The following is a 17390-nucleotide window of genomic DNA, read 5'->3' as shown; positions in this document are numbered from 1 at the left end:
CGTATAACTTACACAAAAAAGAAGAAAAGTATTATCACTCATTAATATTTACAATAATAGCATCAGCAGGAATAGATGTAAAAGCAGAAGAATTAACAAACTTAGGACGAAGTGACCTTGTAATAGATTTTGATGAAAGAATATATCTTTTTGAAATAAAAATAGACAAAAATGCAGAGGAAGCGATAAACCAAATAAAAGAAAAGAAATATTATGAAAAATACAAAGGAAAAGAAATATATATAATAGGGATAAATATCAATTCAGAAAAAAGAAATATTGATGATTATATTATTGAAAAAATAAAACAAAAGATTTAATATTATCAAAAATTAAATTCTAAAAAATGTAAATGGTGTAAATGGTAAAATAATCGTAAAAGAAGAGTTGGATCATAAAGAGATTTCTTATTAGATTTATAATAATAAAAAGAATAAGAAAATTAAAAAGTTTGTTATTTAAATTGTCCAAAACAAAAACATTTCTAGAACTTCCAAACATTTTATCACCTCCAATACGTTTTGGATACAATATAATAATACTACAAAAATAAATCCGCATCAATGAGTGGGGGATATCTTTTTTAGAAATCGCTTATAATCAATTTTCTATAAATTAAATTTACACAATAAAAATTTAATCAAAAAGGGGGAAAGACTATGAGAAATCATGTTTTAATCCCATATAGGGAAAAAGAACATGGGGATTTTGAAGATGAATGGCTTCCTCATAAAGGAGTTTCTGGATGGTGGTATATTACAGGATATTTGCGAAACAAAGAAAATCCAGAAAATATTTTCTCATACCAATATACTTTTTTAAGAGCTAAAATTCAATGTATAACTTTGAAAGTTCTCCAGCTTGCACTTACCGATGTTTCAAAAAAAAATCATTTCTTTAAACAGAAGGCTTCGTTTTTTGGAAAAAGAATTTTTATAGATGAGAAAAAAATTTCATATTTTCCGTATGCTGTTTTGAAAAAAAATGAAGAGGGTATGTCTCTAGCGATGGATACAAAAGAGTTTTCGATAAATCTTATTCTAATCTATGGAAAAGGCGGAATATGGCATGGAGATAACGGAATTCTTATTATGGGAGTACCTAAAGATTCAAAGCAGAGAACTGTTTATTATTCATACACAAATATGCTTACTAAAGGAAAATTAACTATTAAAGCAGAAAATGACGCTGAGGATTTTGAAGTAATTGGAAAATCTTGGTTCGATAGACAATGGGGACCTTTTAATATAACCGATTCCGCTACTCATTGGGAATGGTTTTCACTTCGCTTCTTTGATGATGAAGAAATCATGCTTTTTTCTTTTCCACAACATCCGTATCAGGACGGAACATATATAGATAAAGGAGGAAAAAATAGAAGAATACAAAACTTTACAATCAAGGAGAAAAAACTTATAGAGGTTGATGGATATGTTTTTTCATACGGATGGAATGTTATTATCCATGGAGTGAAGGATGAAGTTTATGAAATAGTTCCTTTGATGAATGGTCAGGTAAATATTGCTTATTTTGAACTCATGGCCAAAGTTCTTGATTCAAACGGAAAACATGTTGGATATGCTTTTGTTGAGCTTCTTCCAGGAGTCAGAAGCATAAAGAAAAAAACAAGCATCAAAAATCTTTTGAAAAAATCATAGTGGTGTATAAATTATGTGGTCAGAAAGAAAAATAAGAAAATATCTTGGCGTACCTGATGATGCTGAAAAAGTGTTAATTTTTACAGAATCCAGTCACTGGGATCCAAATTGGCTATATACTTCAGAAAAGTATTTTGAAAAGTTTGTTCAGAAAAATCTTGATCTTGCTTTAAACGAGCTTGAGAAAGAGCCAAGAAGAGTCTATTCTTTAGAGAATGTTTTCTTCCTAAAAATGTATTGGGAAAGAAATTCAAAAAAAAGAAGCATAATAAGAAAGTTTATCAACGATGGACGCCTTCGGCTCATGAGCAGCGCTGTTACATCAGCAGATACTCTTCTTCCAAAAGTAGAAGCTATCTTAAGAGATTTTTTTATTGGACAGAAATGGCTTGACGAAAATGGTTTGACTAAAAAAACGGAAGTCGCTTATTTTCCAGATAGCTTCGGTATTTCCCCATTTTTACCATCACTTCTAAATGCAGTTGGAATTAAAAAAACTTCTATAACTCGTGTTGATGGAATGTTCTTTCCCGGATGTGATTTTGAAAGCAGAAAAAATTTCCCAAGGAAAACTTCAACGGCTGAAATTCTTCTAAGAAAAGAAAGAACACTTGATTTTATTTGGAGAGATAGAAATGGAAAAGAAGTTCTTACTCACTGGAACGCTTTTACTTACGGTATGGGAGATATGCTTGCATATATAGGAATAAGTCGTGTGTATCTTGCAAGATTTGCCTTTTCTTTAAGAAAAAGCTGGCACGTCGCCTATAGAATTCGCCAATATATTAAGGCTCTAGAACCTTTTAGCAAAACCCCTTATATTCTTTGTCCAATAGGATATGATTTTATTGAGCCAATTCCTGATCTCGTATCGCTACTCGACCGTTATAACAAAGAATATTATCAAAAAACAGGTATTTGGACCGTTTTAGCTGGTCTTGACGACTACCTTCTTCTTGTTGAATTTTACAAAAAGAATTTACCTATTCTTGAAATAGATCCTAACCCTTACTGGACTGGATTTTACTTTTCTCGACAAGAAATTAAAGAGAAATCTTATAAACTTTTAGAAAAACTTACGCTAGCTGAAAAGCTCTCTGTCTTAAAAAAGAAAGCAAAAGATATAAACTCTGACCTTCAAAAAGCTTGGTGGATTTCTGTTATTTCAAACCATCATGATTTCATAACAGGCACATCAACCGATGAGGTAGTGGAAAAAGAGCAAATTTCTTGGCTTAATGAATCGAAAAAAATTGTAGATAATACTCTCAAAAAAATTTCTCTAAATCTTAAATATATAAAAAAAGAAAGAAAAACTTCATTTTTTAATCTTTCAAAAAAAGGCGTTAAAATATTAGTGGAAAACACATATTATAAAATAGAAATTGATTCTAAAAAAGGGATTTTTACATATTTTGCTTTTAATTCTACTAAAGATAATTTATTGAAAGAATCATCAAATTCTTTAGCTTTATACAGAGATTCTGGCGGACTCTGGCGAATGGGATATGAATTTAAAGGTGGAATCTGGAAAGAAAAGAAAAAATTTCATCTTCACAATATTAAAACAGAAATTACAAATCATGAAACCGGCATTGAGATTGTAAACCTTTTTAATTTAAATGATTCTTTGATAACAAGAAGAATATGGATAGATAAATGGTCTTCTCTTATATATTTCAGAACTGATGGAAAGCTTAAAAAGGGATATACATTAACTTCACGTTTCATATTGAATTCACATATTAAGAAACTTTTAATGCATTCTCCAGGAGGAGTAATTGAGAGACCATATAAAAAAATCTATGATCCTACCTTCTGGCCGATAAATGAATTTGTATGTCTAAAAACGGAAAACTATTATATGGCGGTCTTTAAACCGTATCCTGGATCTATATCTTGCGATGATGAAAAAATGGAAATCACCCTTCTAAGAAGTGCTGAAAGAGAAAAAGTTTTTGGATTTTTAGGACTTCCCGCAAATCCTGTGAGCTATAAAAAACAAAAAGTTGAAAAAGTTGAGTTTGCAATTATGTTGTTTAGAGATAAGATTAATTTAAAAGAAAAAATGGTAGAAACTTTAAAACATCTTTCATTTCCGTGGCAAGAATATTCACAAATTTTAAACAAAGTAGATGATTCCCTAATAAATGTTGAACCTAAAAGCGTTTTAATTACTGCTATAAAACCAACATCAACTGGAGATGGAATAATAGTAAGGTTCTATGCACCTTTTGGCGTGAAAGAAGTTTTAAAGATAACGCCGAACTTTGAATTTAAAGAAGCTTACCTTTGTAACGCTAAAGAGAATGATATAGAAAAGTTGAAGGTTTCAGATGGCACAATTTACATTAAAATAACGGGGTCTATTGTTACGATAAAATTCATATAAATTTACACAAAATTTTCGAATGATTAAACAAACTTCACTATAAAAACTGATATTTTGAATTTTTATATAATACTTATTATGATATAATTAAGTAGATAGTCTTCGGAGGTGGAAACGATGAAAAAATTACCAATAGGAGTACAGGATTATAAAGAAATAATAGAAGAAGATTATATATATGTAGATAAAACAAAATATATATTTAATTTAATAAATAGTGGAAAGTTCTATTTTCTCTCACGCCCAAGGAGGTTTGGTAAAAGTTTAACAATATCAACATTATATTATTTATTCAAAGGAGAAAAAGAATTATTTAAAGATACATACATATATGACAAATGGGAATTTAAAGAATATCCCATAATTAGGATAAATTTACTTGATGTAGTAAGCGAAAATGAAAAAGAATTAAAAGAAGGATTATTAAAAATAATAAAAGATGAAGGAAAAAAATATGGTATAAAAATAAAAAATGATCACTATAAATATGCATTTGATGATTTAATAATAGAATTATCCAAAAAAGGAAAAGTGGTAATATTAGTAGACGAATATGAAAAACCTATATTGGATAATATAAATAACAAAGAAATGGCAGAAAAATATAGAAATGTGTTAAGAAATTTTTATGTAACAATAAAATCAAAGGATGAATATATAAAATTCGTATTCATAACAGGAATTACGAAATTCACAAAAACAGGAGTATTTTCTGCATTAAATAATTTAAATGATATATCTCTTGATACAGACTATTCGCAAATGCTTGGATATACCCAAGAAGAAATAGAATATTACTTTGTTGAATATATAGAACAAACAGCAAAAAAGTTTAATATAACAACAGAAGAATTATTAAAAGAAATGAAAAAATACTATAATGGATTTTCCTTTGATGGAGAACATTATGTATATAATCCATTTTCAATATTAAAATTCTTTCAAAAAAAAGAATTTCAAAATTACTGGTTTGAAAGCGGATCGCCAAGCTTTTTGTATGAATATATAAAAGGAAAAAAGATAGAATATGAAGACCTTGTAAAACATATAGTAAGTGCAATGGATTTCTCAACAAGGGAAATAGAAGATGCAAATGCAAATATATTCTTTACACAAGCAGGATATTTGACATTTAAAGGAATAGAAAGACTTGGACTTGAAAAGGAATATATATTAGACTATCCAAATCTTGAAGTAAAAAACAGCTTTTCAAGATTAATATTAGAGGCAAATTATGGAATAGAAACATCAAAAATAAAAGAATTAAACAGAACAATAATAAAATCATTATTAAAAAATGACATAAAAGGATTAATAGAAGAAATAAAAAAAATAATAAGTGCAATACCGTATAACTTACACAAAAAAGAAGAAAAGTATTATCACTCATTAATATTTACAATAATAGCATCAGCAGGAATAGATGTAAAAGCAGAAGAATTAACAAACTTAGGGCGAAGTGACCTTGTAATAGATTTTGATGAAAGGATATATCTTTTTGAAATAAAAGTAGATAAAAGTGCAATTGATGCAATAAACCAGATAAAAGAAAAGAAATATTATGAAAAATACATTGGAAAAGAAATATATATAATAGGAATTAACATCAATTCAGAAAAAAGAAATATTGATGATTATATTATTGAAAAAATATAACTCCAGCTTTTGCTGGAGTTTTTTACTAATATTTTTCCTAATTATAATTGTCAGTATTATGTAAGATATGAATTTAAAATTTTAATTTTTTGCTGCTTATAATTTCTTTCCGCAAAATTTTAGTTATTTTAATATTTGGTTGAATTTTTTTATTTTCAACCATATGTATAATTTCTTTTTTATTCATTTTTTTATTAATGTCCAATTTGGTATTTTTTCCACCATTAAAATCTACTGAATTGGTATAATCAAAATCAAAATATACATTAAATTCTTCTTCATAATAAAATTGTTCAGAATTATAATATTTTATTTTTACAATGAAATATAAATCTTTTTTTGATATTAAATCATACAAATAAGTTTTAAAAATATCTATTACAGTTCTAATATTAATATGAATGTGAGAAAAATACGTATCTTTTGAAATCACATCAATATAATATTTGTTTTCAGTATCTGTATCCGGATAAATTTTATACAGAGCTTTTTCAAATTTTACTTTTTTCTTTTTATATAATTTTAATTTGTTATATATATCATTCCTTTTTTCAAGTTCAACTTCAACATTAAATGCAGGATTATCTGAATAGTTAATTAATTTAAAATTTAAACCTTCTTCTTTAGTGTCTAATTTCAAAAATAATATAGGTTTTAAGCTTTTTTTCATTTGATTATAAGTAATTATTTGATTAATAAGAAATGGTGAAATGGTTATTAGTACAGGAATATAGTTATAAAATAACCTAATATAAGAATAAAACATCCCTTCATATTCAACACTTATGGCATAAAAATAATAGAAAATAAATAATAAATTTAAAGGTAATATCGCCCAGAGAAATATTTTTAATATCCTATTCTTAAACATAAACCCCACCCCCTGCAAATTAATTGGTCTTATATATTAAATTTAATTATTAATTTGTATTTAGCAAATCATCAATGCTCTTTTTTATTGATGATTTATCATTTTTCATGATTATAATTGCCAGTATTTTGATTGTCATGTTGGAATTTTGGCCATGGTGAATCAGCTAATCCTTTACTTGTAGTATAAATTGCGTATAAATACCCATCATTCGATCCAATATATATAGTTCCATCATTTCCAATAGCTGGTGAAGATATAAAGCTATTAGTTCTAATTTTCCATTTTAAAGTTCCATCATGGTTTATTGCATATAAATAATTATCCCAAGATACAACATAAATGACATTATCAATATCAATAGCCGGGGATGAATAAGAAATAAAGCTATTAGTTTTAAAGTTCCATTTTAAAACTCCTAGATCAATATATTTAAATGAATAAATTTCACTTTCGGTTGTTGCTCCTTTATCCTCTTTAGCTACAACTTTCCAATAATATGTGTCATAATCTGAAACATTGACTGTAATGTTATTTTCTGTTATATCTGATTTAATTTTAGTAATTGGTTCAGTGTTTTTATCTAGATATACATAAAAGAATAATTTGTCATTGTCAGGATCATTTGCTGTCCAGATTAATGTAATTGTTTTTCCTATAACAATACTTTTGTTTTTAGGTGTTTTTAAAGAAATAGTTGGTTCTTTTGTTGTTTTGAATGGTATCATAACTTCTGTTTTAGCATTATATTTATCAATTGCTTCTATTTTTATGGTGTATATTGTATCAGGATTTAAATTAGATAATTGATATATTTTTAATGTGCAGTTTTCTTTTATAATCTCATCGTTTAGATAGATGTTATATTTTATATTATCATTTTCATTATCTGTAGCATTCCAGGTTATTATAGGACTTAATTCAATATTTGTTGAATTGTCTTTTGGATATGTTATTTCTATTTGAGGTGGATTATTTTTAATTGTGGTAAAACTCCAAATAGGACATGATGTTTGTCCGCCTTTACCATCAATTGCCACAACTTTTCAATAATAAGTGGTGCTATATTTTAAAATGCCTGGAGTATATTTATTATCAACCTGACCCTGATTTACTAATTCAGGATTTGAAGAATCTCCAAAATATACCTTATATATTATTAACTCTTTATCTGAGTCTGATGAATTCCAGCTTAATACTGTATTTATTTCTATATCTTTTGCTTTGTCTTTTGGTTAGGATTATTTGGAATAACTGGCGGGTTATTTAAATTTGTGCAGCTAACTATTGATATTAACAATATTATAGAAATTATAAATATCCATATGATTTTTTTCATTTTTCCATCCCCCTAAAATTTATAGTTAATAATATATTTATTCCTGCATCAAACATTAAATTTCCCATTCTGCTTCCTATTCTTATTGGCAATTCCATATCTATATAATTTATTTCATATCCTATTCCTGAAATAATGTAATATATTGTATTTAACATATTATATTTATCAGTATAATAACCAATTCCAAAGTTGATATGCATATTTTCAAGATTATATTTTGTGTAAATTTCCATGTTTTGCCTTGATAATGGATATCCTATTAAATTTAATTCAGCACTTATTCCCAATGCCACATTATCCATTAAATAATAGCCTATATTAATTCCTGCCATTGGTTCAAAAAATGAATATGTTCCTTTTAGAGAAACCCATTTTGTTCCTTGAATGGTGTCTGGGATATTTTTTGTTATAAATTTAATTTTATTATTTTTTTGAATGATTTGTATTTTGCTTATTACTTTTTTAATAGTGGATTCTAATCCTTTTATACTTTTGCTTGATCCTGTTGTGATATATATAACACTTGCATTTTCAACACTTATTACTTTTACTGTTAAGTAGTAGCGACTGTTATAATATATTTTTCCAACAACTATATAATCTAAACTCGCCAATTTTCCGAATTCAGAAGTTTTACCTTCATCATCAACTATACCCATTAATTGTAATTTTTTTTCATTTATTATTTTTTCAATATCTTCTCTATCTACAAGCAGGATATTATCTTTTAATGAAAAATATGTGAAAGGATGGAATTTAGTATTTTTAATTGCGATTGTTTTAATACGTCAGATTCAAAACCATATATCCCTACTTTTATAACTTCAGAATATGTCATTATTGATAAAAATATTAAAAATAAGAATATCATTGATATTGTTAGTTAAATCTTCAATTGTTTTTATATCCAAATAATCGGCTTGACCCCCGAAAATTTGACAAAAAATAAGAAAAACTCATTTTTCACAGAAATAACCATATAAAATAAAAAAAGGTAAAAAAAGAAAATAAAAAACAAAAGTCATTTTTGACTTCGTCAAAAAAATTATCATTAAAAAGATAAAAAACGAAATCAGGAGTAAGATACTTTAAAGACCTTTTGCAGCTTTTCTTCGAAAAGCGAAAAAATAAAATAGTATAATAAATAGATATTACTTATAAACAAACTATATAGTTATTTTAAAATATGAATAGCATTAAAAATTATTATAAAAATCAAAATTATTTTTTGCGAAGCAAAAATGATTATAAAAATAAATATAGGAAATATAATAATTATAAACATTATCTATATCGTTAAAAGAAATATATTTAACAAATTCTCTTTGAACATAAACAGCTTTTCAAAGAAAAGCGAGTTTATGGAACATAATTATTAAAATAAAAACCGAATAATTTTTGGCTTTGCCAAAAAGTTATCAGTAATATTAGCTTTGAATTGAGGACCATTATCAGTTCTAATAATTAAATTTTGAGGTATAGCATTTCTAAATTTAATAGCCTGCTTAATAAATAAAATTTTTAATTTTATTTATTAAAGAATAAAATACTAATTAAAAATACCAAATATTTGCGAATGATAATGAGCATGTTAAAATCAATAATACTTAGAATACCAACAAATCCGAAACGTTTGCTTCGCAAAGAAATAAGGAAATAAAAAATATAATTATAAAAAAACATAATAATATTCATTCCATAAATATTAAAAAACAAATTTAATATCAGCTTCCCAATACTGATTAGGGCCAGTAATATTATGATTTTTAGGTCTTTTTTTAGGATGTTTTGAATGACGATGATAATTTCGAGTTAAATTAAGCTCTTTTCTTAATCTATGAATTTTTTTGTGATTAATAATAATACCGTATTTTTGTTTAAATACAACAGAAAGTTTTTTCTTGATTTTTAATCAAGAAAAAAATATTAAGAATTAAAATAAAAAATCCTAAAACCTGCGGAGCATGTTAGGATCATCAATCGATAACAAATCAACAAGTAGTTTTTTAATATGCACATCATAAATCTTTTCGCCTTTAGTATTCAAAGAATAACCTTTAAAACATTTATTTTTCCTACTATAACGATTAACAGTAAAAAACAATCTTGATTTAAAATAGAAAGTGCTACGTTTAATCTTATAATGATTAAGCATATAATTTAAAGAAACACCATAAGTTTTTCAGTTTGTTTTCAAACTAAAAAATCATAAAGATATATTTAAAAGATATATATATTAAAACAAATAAAAAAAACAAAATATCATGATGCAAAGCATCATGTAATAATCAACAAATCACCAATAAAAGTTACTTTCTTTTCTGTTGTTGTTGTTTTTTCAAAAAATTAATTTCATCCTCTTGCATTTTAATAAGAAGTTCTTTTTCAAGAAGAAGACAATCATAACGATTGTTCATAATATTTAAGTTTTTTCTCTAAAACAACAGAATCATTAGTATTATTTGAATTAGACTTAATAATACCAAAGCATTTTGCTTCGCAAAACCAAATAAGAAAAATAAACATAAAAATATATATATAAATTTATAAAATAAAAAATCATACAGCTTGCGCAGCATGATTTAGAAATATCGGAAATCATAGAACTAGGACGACCTTTTTTAAAATGAAACACGTTATCATCATAATTAGAATCTTTATATTTTTTAACCCATTTTTATCGAAGATAAAAAATATTTTATATAATTAAAATTTTTACCTATTTCTATTTTGCGAAGCAAAATATGTTAGAGTTAATGAATCATCAGAAAGATATTCTTTAACTGCTTACAGCAGTTAATAGGATTAAATGATTTTATAATAAAGAAACATAAATCTTTTCAGCTTTGCTGAAAAAGCCAAACTTAAATTCAGGTTCATAATTAGTACGTTTTCTCATTAAAAAACACCCCTTTCTTTTTTTCAATTTTATGATATCACTTTCTTATTTTTTATCCAAATCTTGTAAGGGGTGAATACGCAATGCCAAGGAAAAGGAAAGAAGAAAATGAAAAAATTATATTTTTATAATGATATGGGATATGCTGTTTATGATGAATTAATAGATGCATTAATGATTAAAATTGAATTCATTGAAAAAATATCTTTAGAAGAATTGGAGATATTAAAAGCAAATATTGATAAATACAAAATATGGATAGATTTTAAAGGTATATTTAACCATTATGAAGTAAAAAAAATACTTGATGTATTTAAAGATCTTAACGTAGTAGCAATAGAACAACCATTACCTGTTGGAAGTGAATCCGCAGTAAAAGACCTTTTAACGAAATATACTGTTTTGTTGGATGAATCCTTTAAAACGCTTCAGGATATAATAAGATTAAAAGATATTTCTACAGGATTGGTATTTGAAATCACAAAATTTTGGTGATTATTAAAAACTTCTGAGTATTTAAAAGTTGCTGAAAGTTTTGGTTTGGAAACAATGATTTCATCAAGAATAGACATCCAACAAAGGTGAAATAATAAAAATGCCGGAAATTCCGGCATTTTTATTAATATTGATACATGTTAATAAATTCAACGAGTATTTCTTTCTCCTGAAATATTTCTTGGAGATATTTTTATTAATCTTTTTTCATGCCGGGTAATTTTTCAAAATATATAAAAATAGAAACTATATTCATAGCCATAACCACGGGCAGGGCCCCCCATAAAAAGAAGAAATTATTTATAACAAATAAAATAATAAGTTGTTTAGTTATTATTTTATTATTAATGTTATAGTTTTCCTGTAAATTAAACATCACAAATAAAATGGAACTAAAAATTAAAATATATCCTATAAGATCTTTTGTTGAAACTGGATAATCACTAAATTTTTTAATTATTACGGTTAATAATATTAAAGGGCTTATACTTTTAATAACTTTAAATAATATTTTTTTATTCATTATCATTTACCCCACGAAGCTATATCAGAAGTTATTGCTCCTTCGATTGCTCCAAGAACTATTCCTCCAGCCAACCCTGATAACGTAATTGGATTAGAACTAACGGCTGCCAATCCAAGATATCCTATTGCCCCGCCAATTCCTCCCCACTTTGCTGCTTCTTTAGTTTCTTTCCATCCTTCAATGCCTTTTTGGTTAAATTCTTCAATTTTTTGAGCTTTCCTTTGTTGAAATTTTTCCCATGCTTCTGAACCTGTAACGTATCTTCCTTGATTAACATGTCCATACCCACTAACATTCCCTTCATAAATAGCATCCATTCTAATGCCCATAAAGCCACCTCCTGTGAAAAGTTTACTTTAGTGGAATTTGTTTCATTAATTCATTTGCACATATTAATTTATTTTTTATTTTGATAATTTTATTGTTTAATATTGGTAATGGTACTTCTACATTATTATTAGTTTTTACTGTATAGAAACTAATATCTTTTATAAGTTTATTTGATAAAGTTGAAATCGGAATCTTTTTCAATGTATTAAATTTATTATCTTTTTGTATAAGAATGAAATTAGAAATATATGTAGCATCAATCAAATACATACAAAAACCCCTTTTTAAATTAAAATTATACTAAATCTTCATTTTAAAATTTTATTCATAAGTATTATATAAAAAAAAAAAGAAAACTCAATACAAATAAAAAAATTCACAGTATATTTTCAATAATTAAGTTGATAATTAATATATCAGGTGATCAAATAATTTTGAAGTAAAAAACCTTTTTTTAAATAATGAAGAGGATGTAGAAAGTGGAAAAACAACATTTTTAAGAGATATAGTTGAAAAAATAAAAGATAAATATTTACCTATTTTTATTTCTTTTGAAGAATATGATGGCTTAGAAGATGCGATTTGCTCCCCCGAAAATTTGACAAAAATATATAAAAACAAAATAAAAACACTGGAAAATATAAATATTACAATAAACAAAGGAGAAAAAGTAACGATATTTGGACCAAACGGAGCAGGAAAAACGACGTTAATAAAAACAATAGGAATGTTTATAATACCAAATAGAGGAAAAATAAAAATAAAAGGATATGACATACAAAAAGATGATTATGTTATTGAAATTAAACAAAAAAATAAAAATAAAAATATATCAGTTGATATAATAATTATGTGAAAATTTTTAATTTTAGAAAATAAAAAACTATTATAATTTTACTTAAATTTTACATGGTATAGTTGACTTCTTTTTTTTTTTTTGCTAAAATTATTGTAATTTGAATAAGTGAAAATAATATCTTTTAATTGTACCGTAACATAATATAAAAATTATACATTTATTGAGTTTTATCTTGAATTATTGAGTTATAAAATTCACAATTATACTTTTAATGTAAACGTAAAGAAGATGTCTGTTTCATACAAATGTCATATATAAATCAAGATAAATTTGTTTGATTTTATTCTTCATCAACAAACTCAATTAATCCTCAATTTCAACAAGAAATTTAGAAATAAAATTTCTGATTAACAACAAGTTTGTCGTAATTATTATATCAAAAATTATTAAAATTTTTGATTTTTCAGCCGGCTGTTAGCAGTCTTCTTTATTCTGGTGCCAGAGAAAAATCATTGGTATATATTTATTTCCTATAAAACTATATCATAAAGGTATTTTTTATGTTTAAAACAGCATTAACCTTAGTGGGGGTGTAATAATGGAATGGATAATGAAACCCATAGATGAAGGTGATGAATTAGATTGCTTTTGTTTATTAGTTATTTGTTATACAAATTGTCCATGCAATAATCCTTCACATAGTTGTAGCTGGATTTATTCATGCCGCTTTTCACCGCCTATTTGCGACTCTAATCTTTGTAGAGCAGTAGATCAGGGAATTTAGGAGGTGTTAATTATGTTGTGGATTATAAAACCTATTAATGATGATGAAAATACGATTGAAGGATGCGGAATTGATTGGTGTGGAAATTGGTGTTTTATTCAAAATTGCACAACACAAGATTGTTCAAGTCATATATGCATAATATATTTACATTAAATAATTTTTGTATATTTTAAAGGGTGAGATATATGGGTATGAAATTTGGAAAATATTTAACTTTTTTTGTTATAGAAAATAAAATATATGCATATAATGCATTAAATAATGGATTATGTGAATTAAAAAACGAATCATATGAAATGTTAATAAAAAAAGATTTCAAGAGTTTGGAGAAATTATATCCTGATGTTTTTTATGAATTAAAAAAGGCTTTATACATAGTTCCTGAAGATTTCGATGAAAATAGTTATGTTAAACTAAAAAATTGGGAGGCAAAATTTTTACAAAATACCTTATCGTTAACAATTGCTCCTACATTAGATTGTAATTTTAAATGTTTTTATTGTTATCAGCAAGAATATAAGCAAGAATCATACATGAATAAGTCAACGGTTGATAAAGTTTTTGATTTTATTGACAAAAGAATTACACCTAATATTCAATTTTTGTATATTAATTGGTATGGAGGAGAGCCACTTCTTAGTATTGAAATAATAGAATATTTATCAAAAAAAATAAAAAAACTATTAGATAATAAAAAAATAAAATTTAAATCTTCAATAATAACGAATGGCTATCTTTTGGATGAAAAATATGCAAAAATATTATCCGAAAACTGCAATGTAGAAACGGTTCAGATTACTTTAGATGGGCCTAAAGAGATTCATGATATAAGACGACCTCATAAAAATGGAAAATCTTATGATATTATTATAAGTAATTTAAAAAACATTTCTCAATACTTTGAAAGAATATTAATTAGAATTAATATGGATAAAACTAATGAAGAGAAAATTCCAGCTTTATTAGAAGAATTAAAAAAATTAAAGTTAAATATTTTTCCTTACATAGCACCAGTTTCATTGGACAACATTCATCACAATAACTTTGCTAAAACGTGTTTTCATATAGAAGAATTTGCTTTAAAATATTTAAAGATAAAAGAAAAAGATGAATATTCTTATTTAACTAATTATCCAGTTTTAACTTTTGGAAGTTGTGGCGCTGTAAGGAAAAATTCATTTGTTATAGATCCAAATGGAACTATATATAAATGCTGGAATGAAGTTGGACAAAAAGAAAAAAGTATTGGAACAGTAAGTGAAGGTATAACAAATTATTCGCGCTATATTAAATGGATGGCTTTTGATCCGTTGGATATAAAAGAATGTAGCGAATGTAGTATTTTGCCGTTATGTAATGGCGGATGTCCATATAGAATACTATTTCCAGAAGATGTGGATATTTTCGAAAAAAGATGTAGTGAGTATAAATGGACATTAAAAAACGAGCTTTCATTATGGATTAAAAATAATGTTTTAAATAATAGAAAGTTTGAAGTTAAAGTAAATTCAAAATAACAAATGAAAGAAAGATTCAAATTCACCTTTATCTACTTTATATGATTAGTAGATAAAGGTGTTTTTAAAAATCTAATTTTTGATAACTAATTTATTTTGAAAATATAAAAAAATATAATGAGGAGGCTAATTGAAAATATTTCTTTGAAGAGGTGAAAATATGGATGTAGTTGTTATGGAGGATATTCTATTTTATTTTAATAATGGACCAAAAATTGTTGAAAATTTTTCTATGAGAATAAGCAAAGGAGAATTTGTTTATATAAAAGGTTCAAATGGTTCCGGGAAAAGTACAATTTTGAAATTGCTTGGAGGAATAATAAAACCCAAAAATGGAAAAATAAAAGTTTTAGGAAAAGAACCATATAAGGAGTCCGAAGTTTTGAAAAGTGTAGGGATGGTAGTTGATGGTATGGGGCTATATAAAGAATTGAGTTTGAAAGAAAACATAATGTATTTTGCAAAAGAAAAAGGTCTTACATATGAACATGCAAAAAAAGAAATAGAAAAATACGAAAAATTCTGGGATATAGATTTTGATAGAAAATACAAAAAATCCTCTCATGGAATGAGAAAAATAGCAAAACTGACATTTTCATTGATAAATGAGCCAGAACTTCTGATATGGGATGAGCCAGAGCTTGCCCTTGACCAGAAAAGAATCGATACATTGTTAGAAATCCTTAAAAGTTATAAAGAAAAAGGAAAGACATGTATAATTGCCGGAACAAATCCTGAAATTTATAAAAACCTCGTGGATTTAATAATAGAAAAAGAGGTGATTTTATGAAAATTTTATTCAAATATAAACACTGGATAATTATTCAATCAATATATGTTATTGTAGGTGTATTAACTGTCTTTATTTTAAAAGCAAGCGGAAAAATAGTTGAAGGCCAGATAGCCAGTGGGTTAGCAATAAGTATGCATTTTATATCTAATACTCAGGAATTATTGATTCCAATATTAATGTTGATGTTAGCAGATTTAGCTTTTAATATAGAATATGTAGAAGGAACATTTTTAACACATTTGTTGTGTGGTAAAAGCAGAATAAGATGGATGTTAAATAGATTATGCAATTTTTATCTTTTTATAACTTTACAATTTTTTATAGCGTTTGTTTTAATAACAGTTGGTGCAGGAATAATAATGGGTTCATTCACATTGGGAGCAATGGAAGTTAATGCAAACATTGGAATAATAGAAATAATCTCCCCAATAATTATAAATATTCTAAAAACATTGGTATTCACATCCTTTGCAATATTGGTGACCACATTTTTACCTGGAAAGCTAATGATAGGAAGCATTATATCAGTTGGGATAATATTTGTTACAATAAAAATAACAAATATTTTAATGATATTATTTCAGGAAAATAAAATATTAAAAATCATCGTAGATATGATCTGGCTAACAGAATCGAAAGAAGCGTTTATTTATGGGATAATATGGATTGTATTGTTTACATATTTATCAATAAGACGTGTGGATAAGATTGTTATAACCAATCAAGGAAGTTAGTTAAAAGCAATACTTTGGAAAAATTTAAAATAATAGGTGAAATCATGAAAAGAATAAAAAAATTCATGAACTACATAATAAGAGATATATTAATATGGAAAAGCTATAAAACCCAGGCAGTGCTGGGGATACTCAGTGGATTCTTAGGATTATTACAATTTGGATTCATGGGAAGGTTTATAGCTCAGGGGAACTACTTTCCAATGATAGAGCAATACGGAGGAAATATCTTAGCGTATTTCATATCAGGAAGTGTATTCATGAGTTATACAACACTGTCCCTAACAACATTTAAAAGTGTAATAAGGCAGGAGCAGATAATGGGAACAATAGAGTACCTGCTTCTGTCAGAAACGCCATTATGGGAAGTATTTATATACACAATATTTTCAAGATTAATATTTACAATAATAAACACAGGAATAGTGTTTATATTTTTAATATATACATTTGATGTAGAAATAAAAATGAACATAATATCATCAATAATATTATTGGTAATAACAATGATAAGTTTAAGTGGAATAGGAATATTAAGTGCGGGATTTATAATGCTAACTAAAAAAGGAGATCCAATAAGCTGGGTATATT

General features: G+C 25.9%; 17 protein-coding genes. 10 read left to right on the top strand and 7 right to left on the bottom strand.

Annotated elements, in window-relative coordinates:
• From X275_RS08415 to X275_RS08400, 4 genes are all read left to right on the top strand, one after another.
• The coding region (locus X275_RS08415) for a PD-(D/E)XK nuclease domain-containing protein (protein ID WP_047268405.1) at positions 1–320 on the top strand (320 nt) is incomplete at its 5' end.
• A 339-nt stretch (positions 321–659) separates the two neighbouring features.
• Positions 660–1658 carry a lipocalin-like domain-containing protein gene (locus tag X275_RS08410; protein WP_047268404.1) on the top strand — a complete coding sequence of 333 codons (999 nt, stop codon included), beginning with the start codon at positions 660–662 and terminating at the stop codon, positions 1656–1658.
• Between the two features lie 13 nt (positions 1659–1671).
• A complete protein-coding gene (locus X275_RS08405) occupies positions 1672–4050 on the top strand; it encodes a glycoside hydrolase family 38 C-terminal domain-containing protein (protein WP_047268403.1) in 2379 nt (792 codons plus the stop codon).
• Positions 4051–4167: 117 nt separating this feature from the next.
• Positions 4168–5706 (top strand): ATP-binding protein, encoded by a 1539-nt coding sequence (locus tag X275_RS08400; protein ID WP_047268402.1) that lies wholly within the window; start codon positions 4168–4170, stop codon positions 5704–5706.
• A 73-nt stretch (positions 5707–5779) separates the two neighbouring features.
• Here X275_RS08400 and X275_RS08395 read toward each other — a convergent pair whose 3' ends face one another.
• The 4 genes from X275_RS08395 to X275_RS08385 form a co-directional block, all read right to left on the bottom strand.
• Positions 5780–6577, bottom strand: coding sequence for a hypothetical protein (locus tag X275_RS08395; RefSeq protein ID WP_047268401.1), 798 nt, complete (start codon positions 6575–6577; stop codon positions 5780–5782).
• A 98-nt stretch (positions 6578–6675) separates the two neighbouring features.
• The gene (locus X275_RS08390; RefSeq protein WP_047268400.1) at positions 6676–7617 is read right to left on the bottom strand and encodes a PQQ-binding-like beta-propeller repeat protein; all 942 of its coding nucleotides are present in this window, start codon (positions 7615–7617) and stop codon (positions 6676–6678) included.
• A 170-nt stretch (positions 7618–7787) separates the two neighbouring features.
• Entirely contained in the window at positions 7788–7916 is a 129-nt protein-coding gene (locus tag X275_RS11825) for a hypothetical protein (protein ID WP_255350036.1), read from the bottom strand.
• The gene (locus tag X275_RS08385) at positions 7913–8578 is read right to left on the bottom strand and encodes a hypothetical protein (protein WP_047268399.1); all 666 of its coding nucleotides are present in this window, start codon (positions 8576–8578) and stop codon (positions 7913–7915) included. The genes X275_RS11825 and X275_RS08385 overlap by 4 nt, the downstream gene beginning before the upstream one ends.
• A 2348-nt stretch (positions 8579–10926) precedes the next feature.
• Between X275_RS08385 and X275_RS08380 the strand changes: the two genes are divergently transcribed.
• Entirely contained in the window at positions 10927–11313 is a 387-nt protein-coding gene (locus tag X275_RS08380) for a hypothetical protein (RefSeq protein WP_047268398.1), read from the top strand.
• 196 nt (positions 11314–11509) lie between these two features.
• Here the strand turns inward: X275_RS08380 and X275_RS08375 are convergent, their stop codons facing one another.
• From X275_RS08375 to X275_RS08365, 3 genes are read right to left on the bottom strand one after another with little or no spacing between them, the layout of a single operon-like run.
• A complete protein-coding gene (locus X275_RS08375; protein WP_047265456.1) occupies positions 11510–11836 on the bottom strand; it encodes a hypothetical protein in 327 nt (108 codons plus the stop codon).
• 2 nt (positions 11837–11838) lie between these two features.
• Entirely contained in the window at positions 11839–12168 is a 330-nt protein-coding gene (locus X275_RS08370) for a hypothetical protein (protein ID WP_047268397.1), read from the bottom strand.
• Positions 12169–12190: 22 nt separating this feature from the next.
• Complete coding sequence (locus X275_RS08365) at positions 12191–12439, bottom strand: hypothetical protein (protein WP_047268396.1); 249 nt, start codon at positions 12437–12439, stop codon at positions 12191–12193.
• A gap of 328 nt (positions 12440–12767) precedes the next feature.
• Here X275_RS08365 and X275_RS08360 point away from each other — a divergent pair, with 328 nt between their 5' ends.
• The 5 genes from X275_RS08360 to X275_RS08335 form a co-directional block, all read left to right on the top strand.
• The gene (locus X275_RS08360) at positions 12768–13025 is read left to right on the top strand and encodes an ATP-binding cassette domain-containing protein (protein WP_047268395.1); all 258 of its coding nucleotides are present in this window, start codon (positions 12768–12770) and stop codon (positions 13023–13025) included.
• Positions 13026–13940: 915 nt separating this feature from the next.
• On the top strand, positions 13941–15272 hold the full coding sequence (locus tag X275_RS08350) for a radical SAM/SPASM domain-containing protein (RefSeq protein ID WP_047268394.1): 1332 nt from the start codon (positions 13941–13943) through the stop codon (positions 15270–15272).
• 160 nt (positions 15273–15432) lie between these two features.
• A complete protein-coding gene (locus X275_RS08345) occupies positions 15433–16062 on the top strand; it encodes an ATP-binding cassette domain-containing protein (RefSeq protein WP_047266754.1) in 630 nt (209 codons plus the stop codon).
• Positions 16059–16799, top strand: coding sequence for a hypothetical protein (locus tag X275_RS11715; protein ID WP_197072630.1), 741 nt, complete (start codon positions 16059–16061; stop codon positions 16797–16799). Before X275_RS08345 ends, X275_RS11715 begins: the two co-directional genes overlap by 4 nt.
• Positions 16800–16813: 14 nt before the next feature.
• Positions 16814–17390: ABC transporter permease (locus tag X275_RS08335; RefSeq protein WP_231588307.1), on the top strand; the 577-nt coding region annotated here is incomplete at its 3' end.

It is taken from the genome of Marinitoga sp. 1197 (assembly GCF_001021165.1).
GTDB lineage: Bacteria > Thermotogota > Thermotogae > Petrotogales > Petrotogaceae > Marinitoga.
The sequence above is the reverse complement of the archived record's forward strand: the minus strand, read 5'-3'. Positions and strand labels throughout refer to the sequence as shown.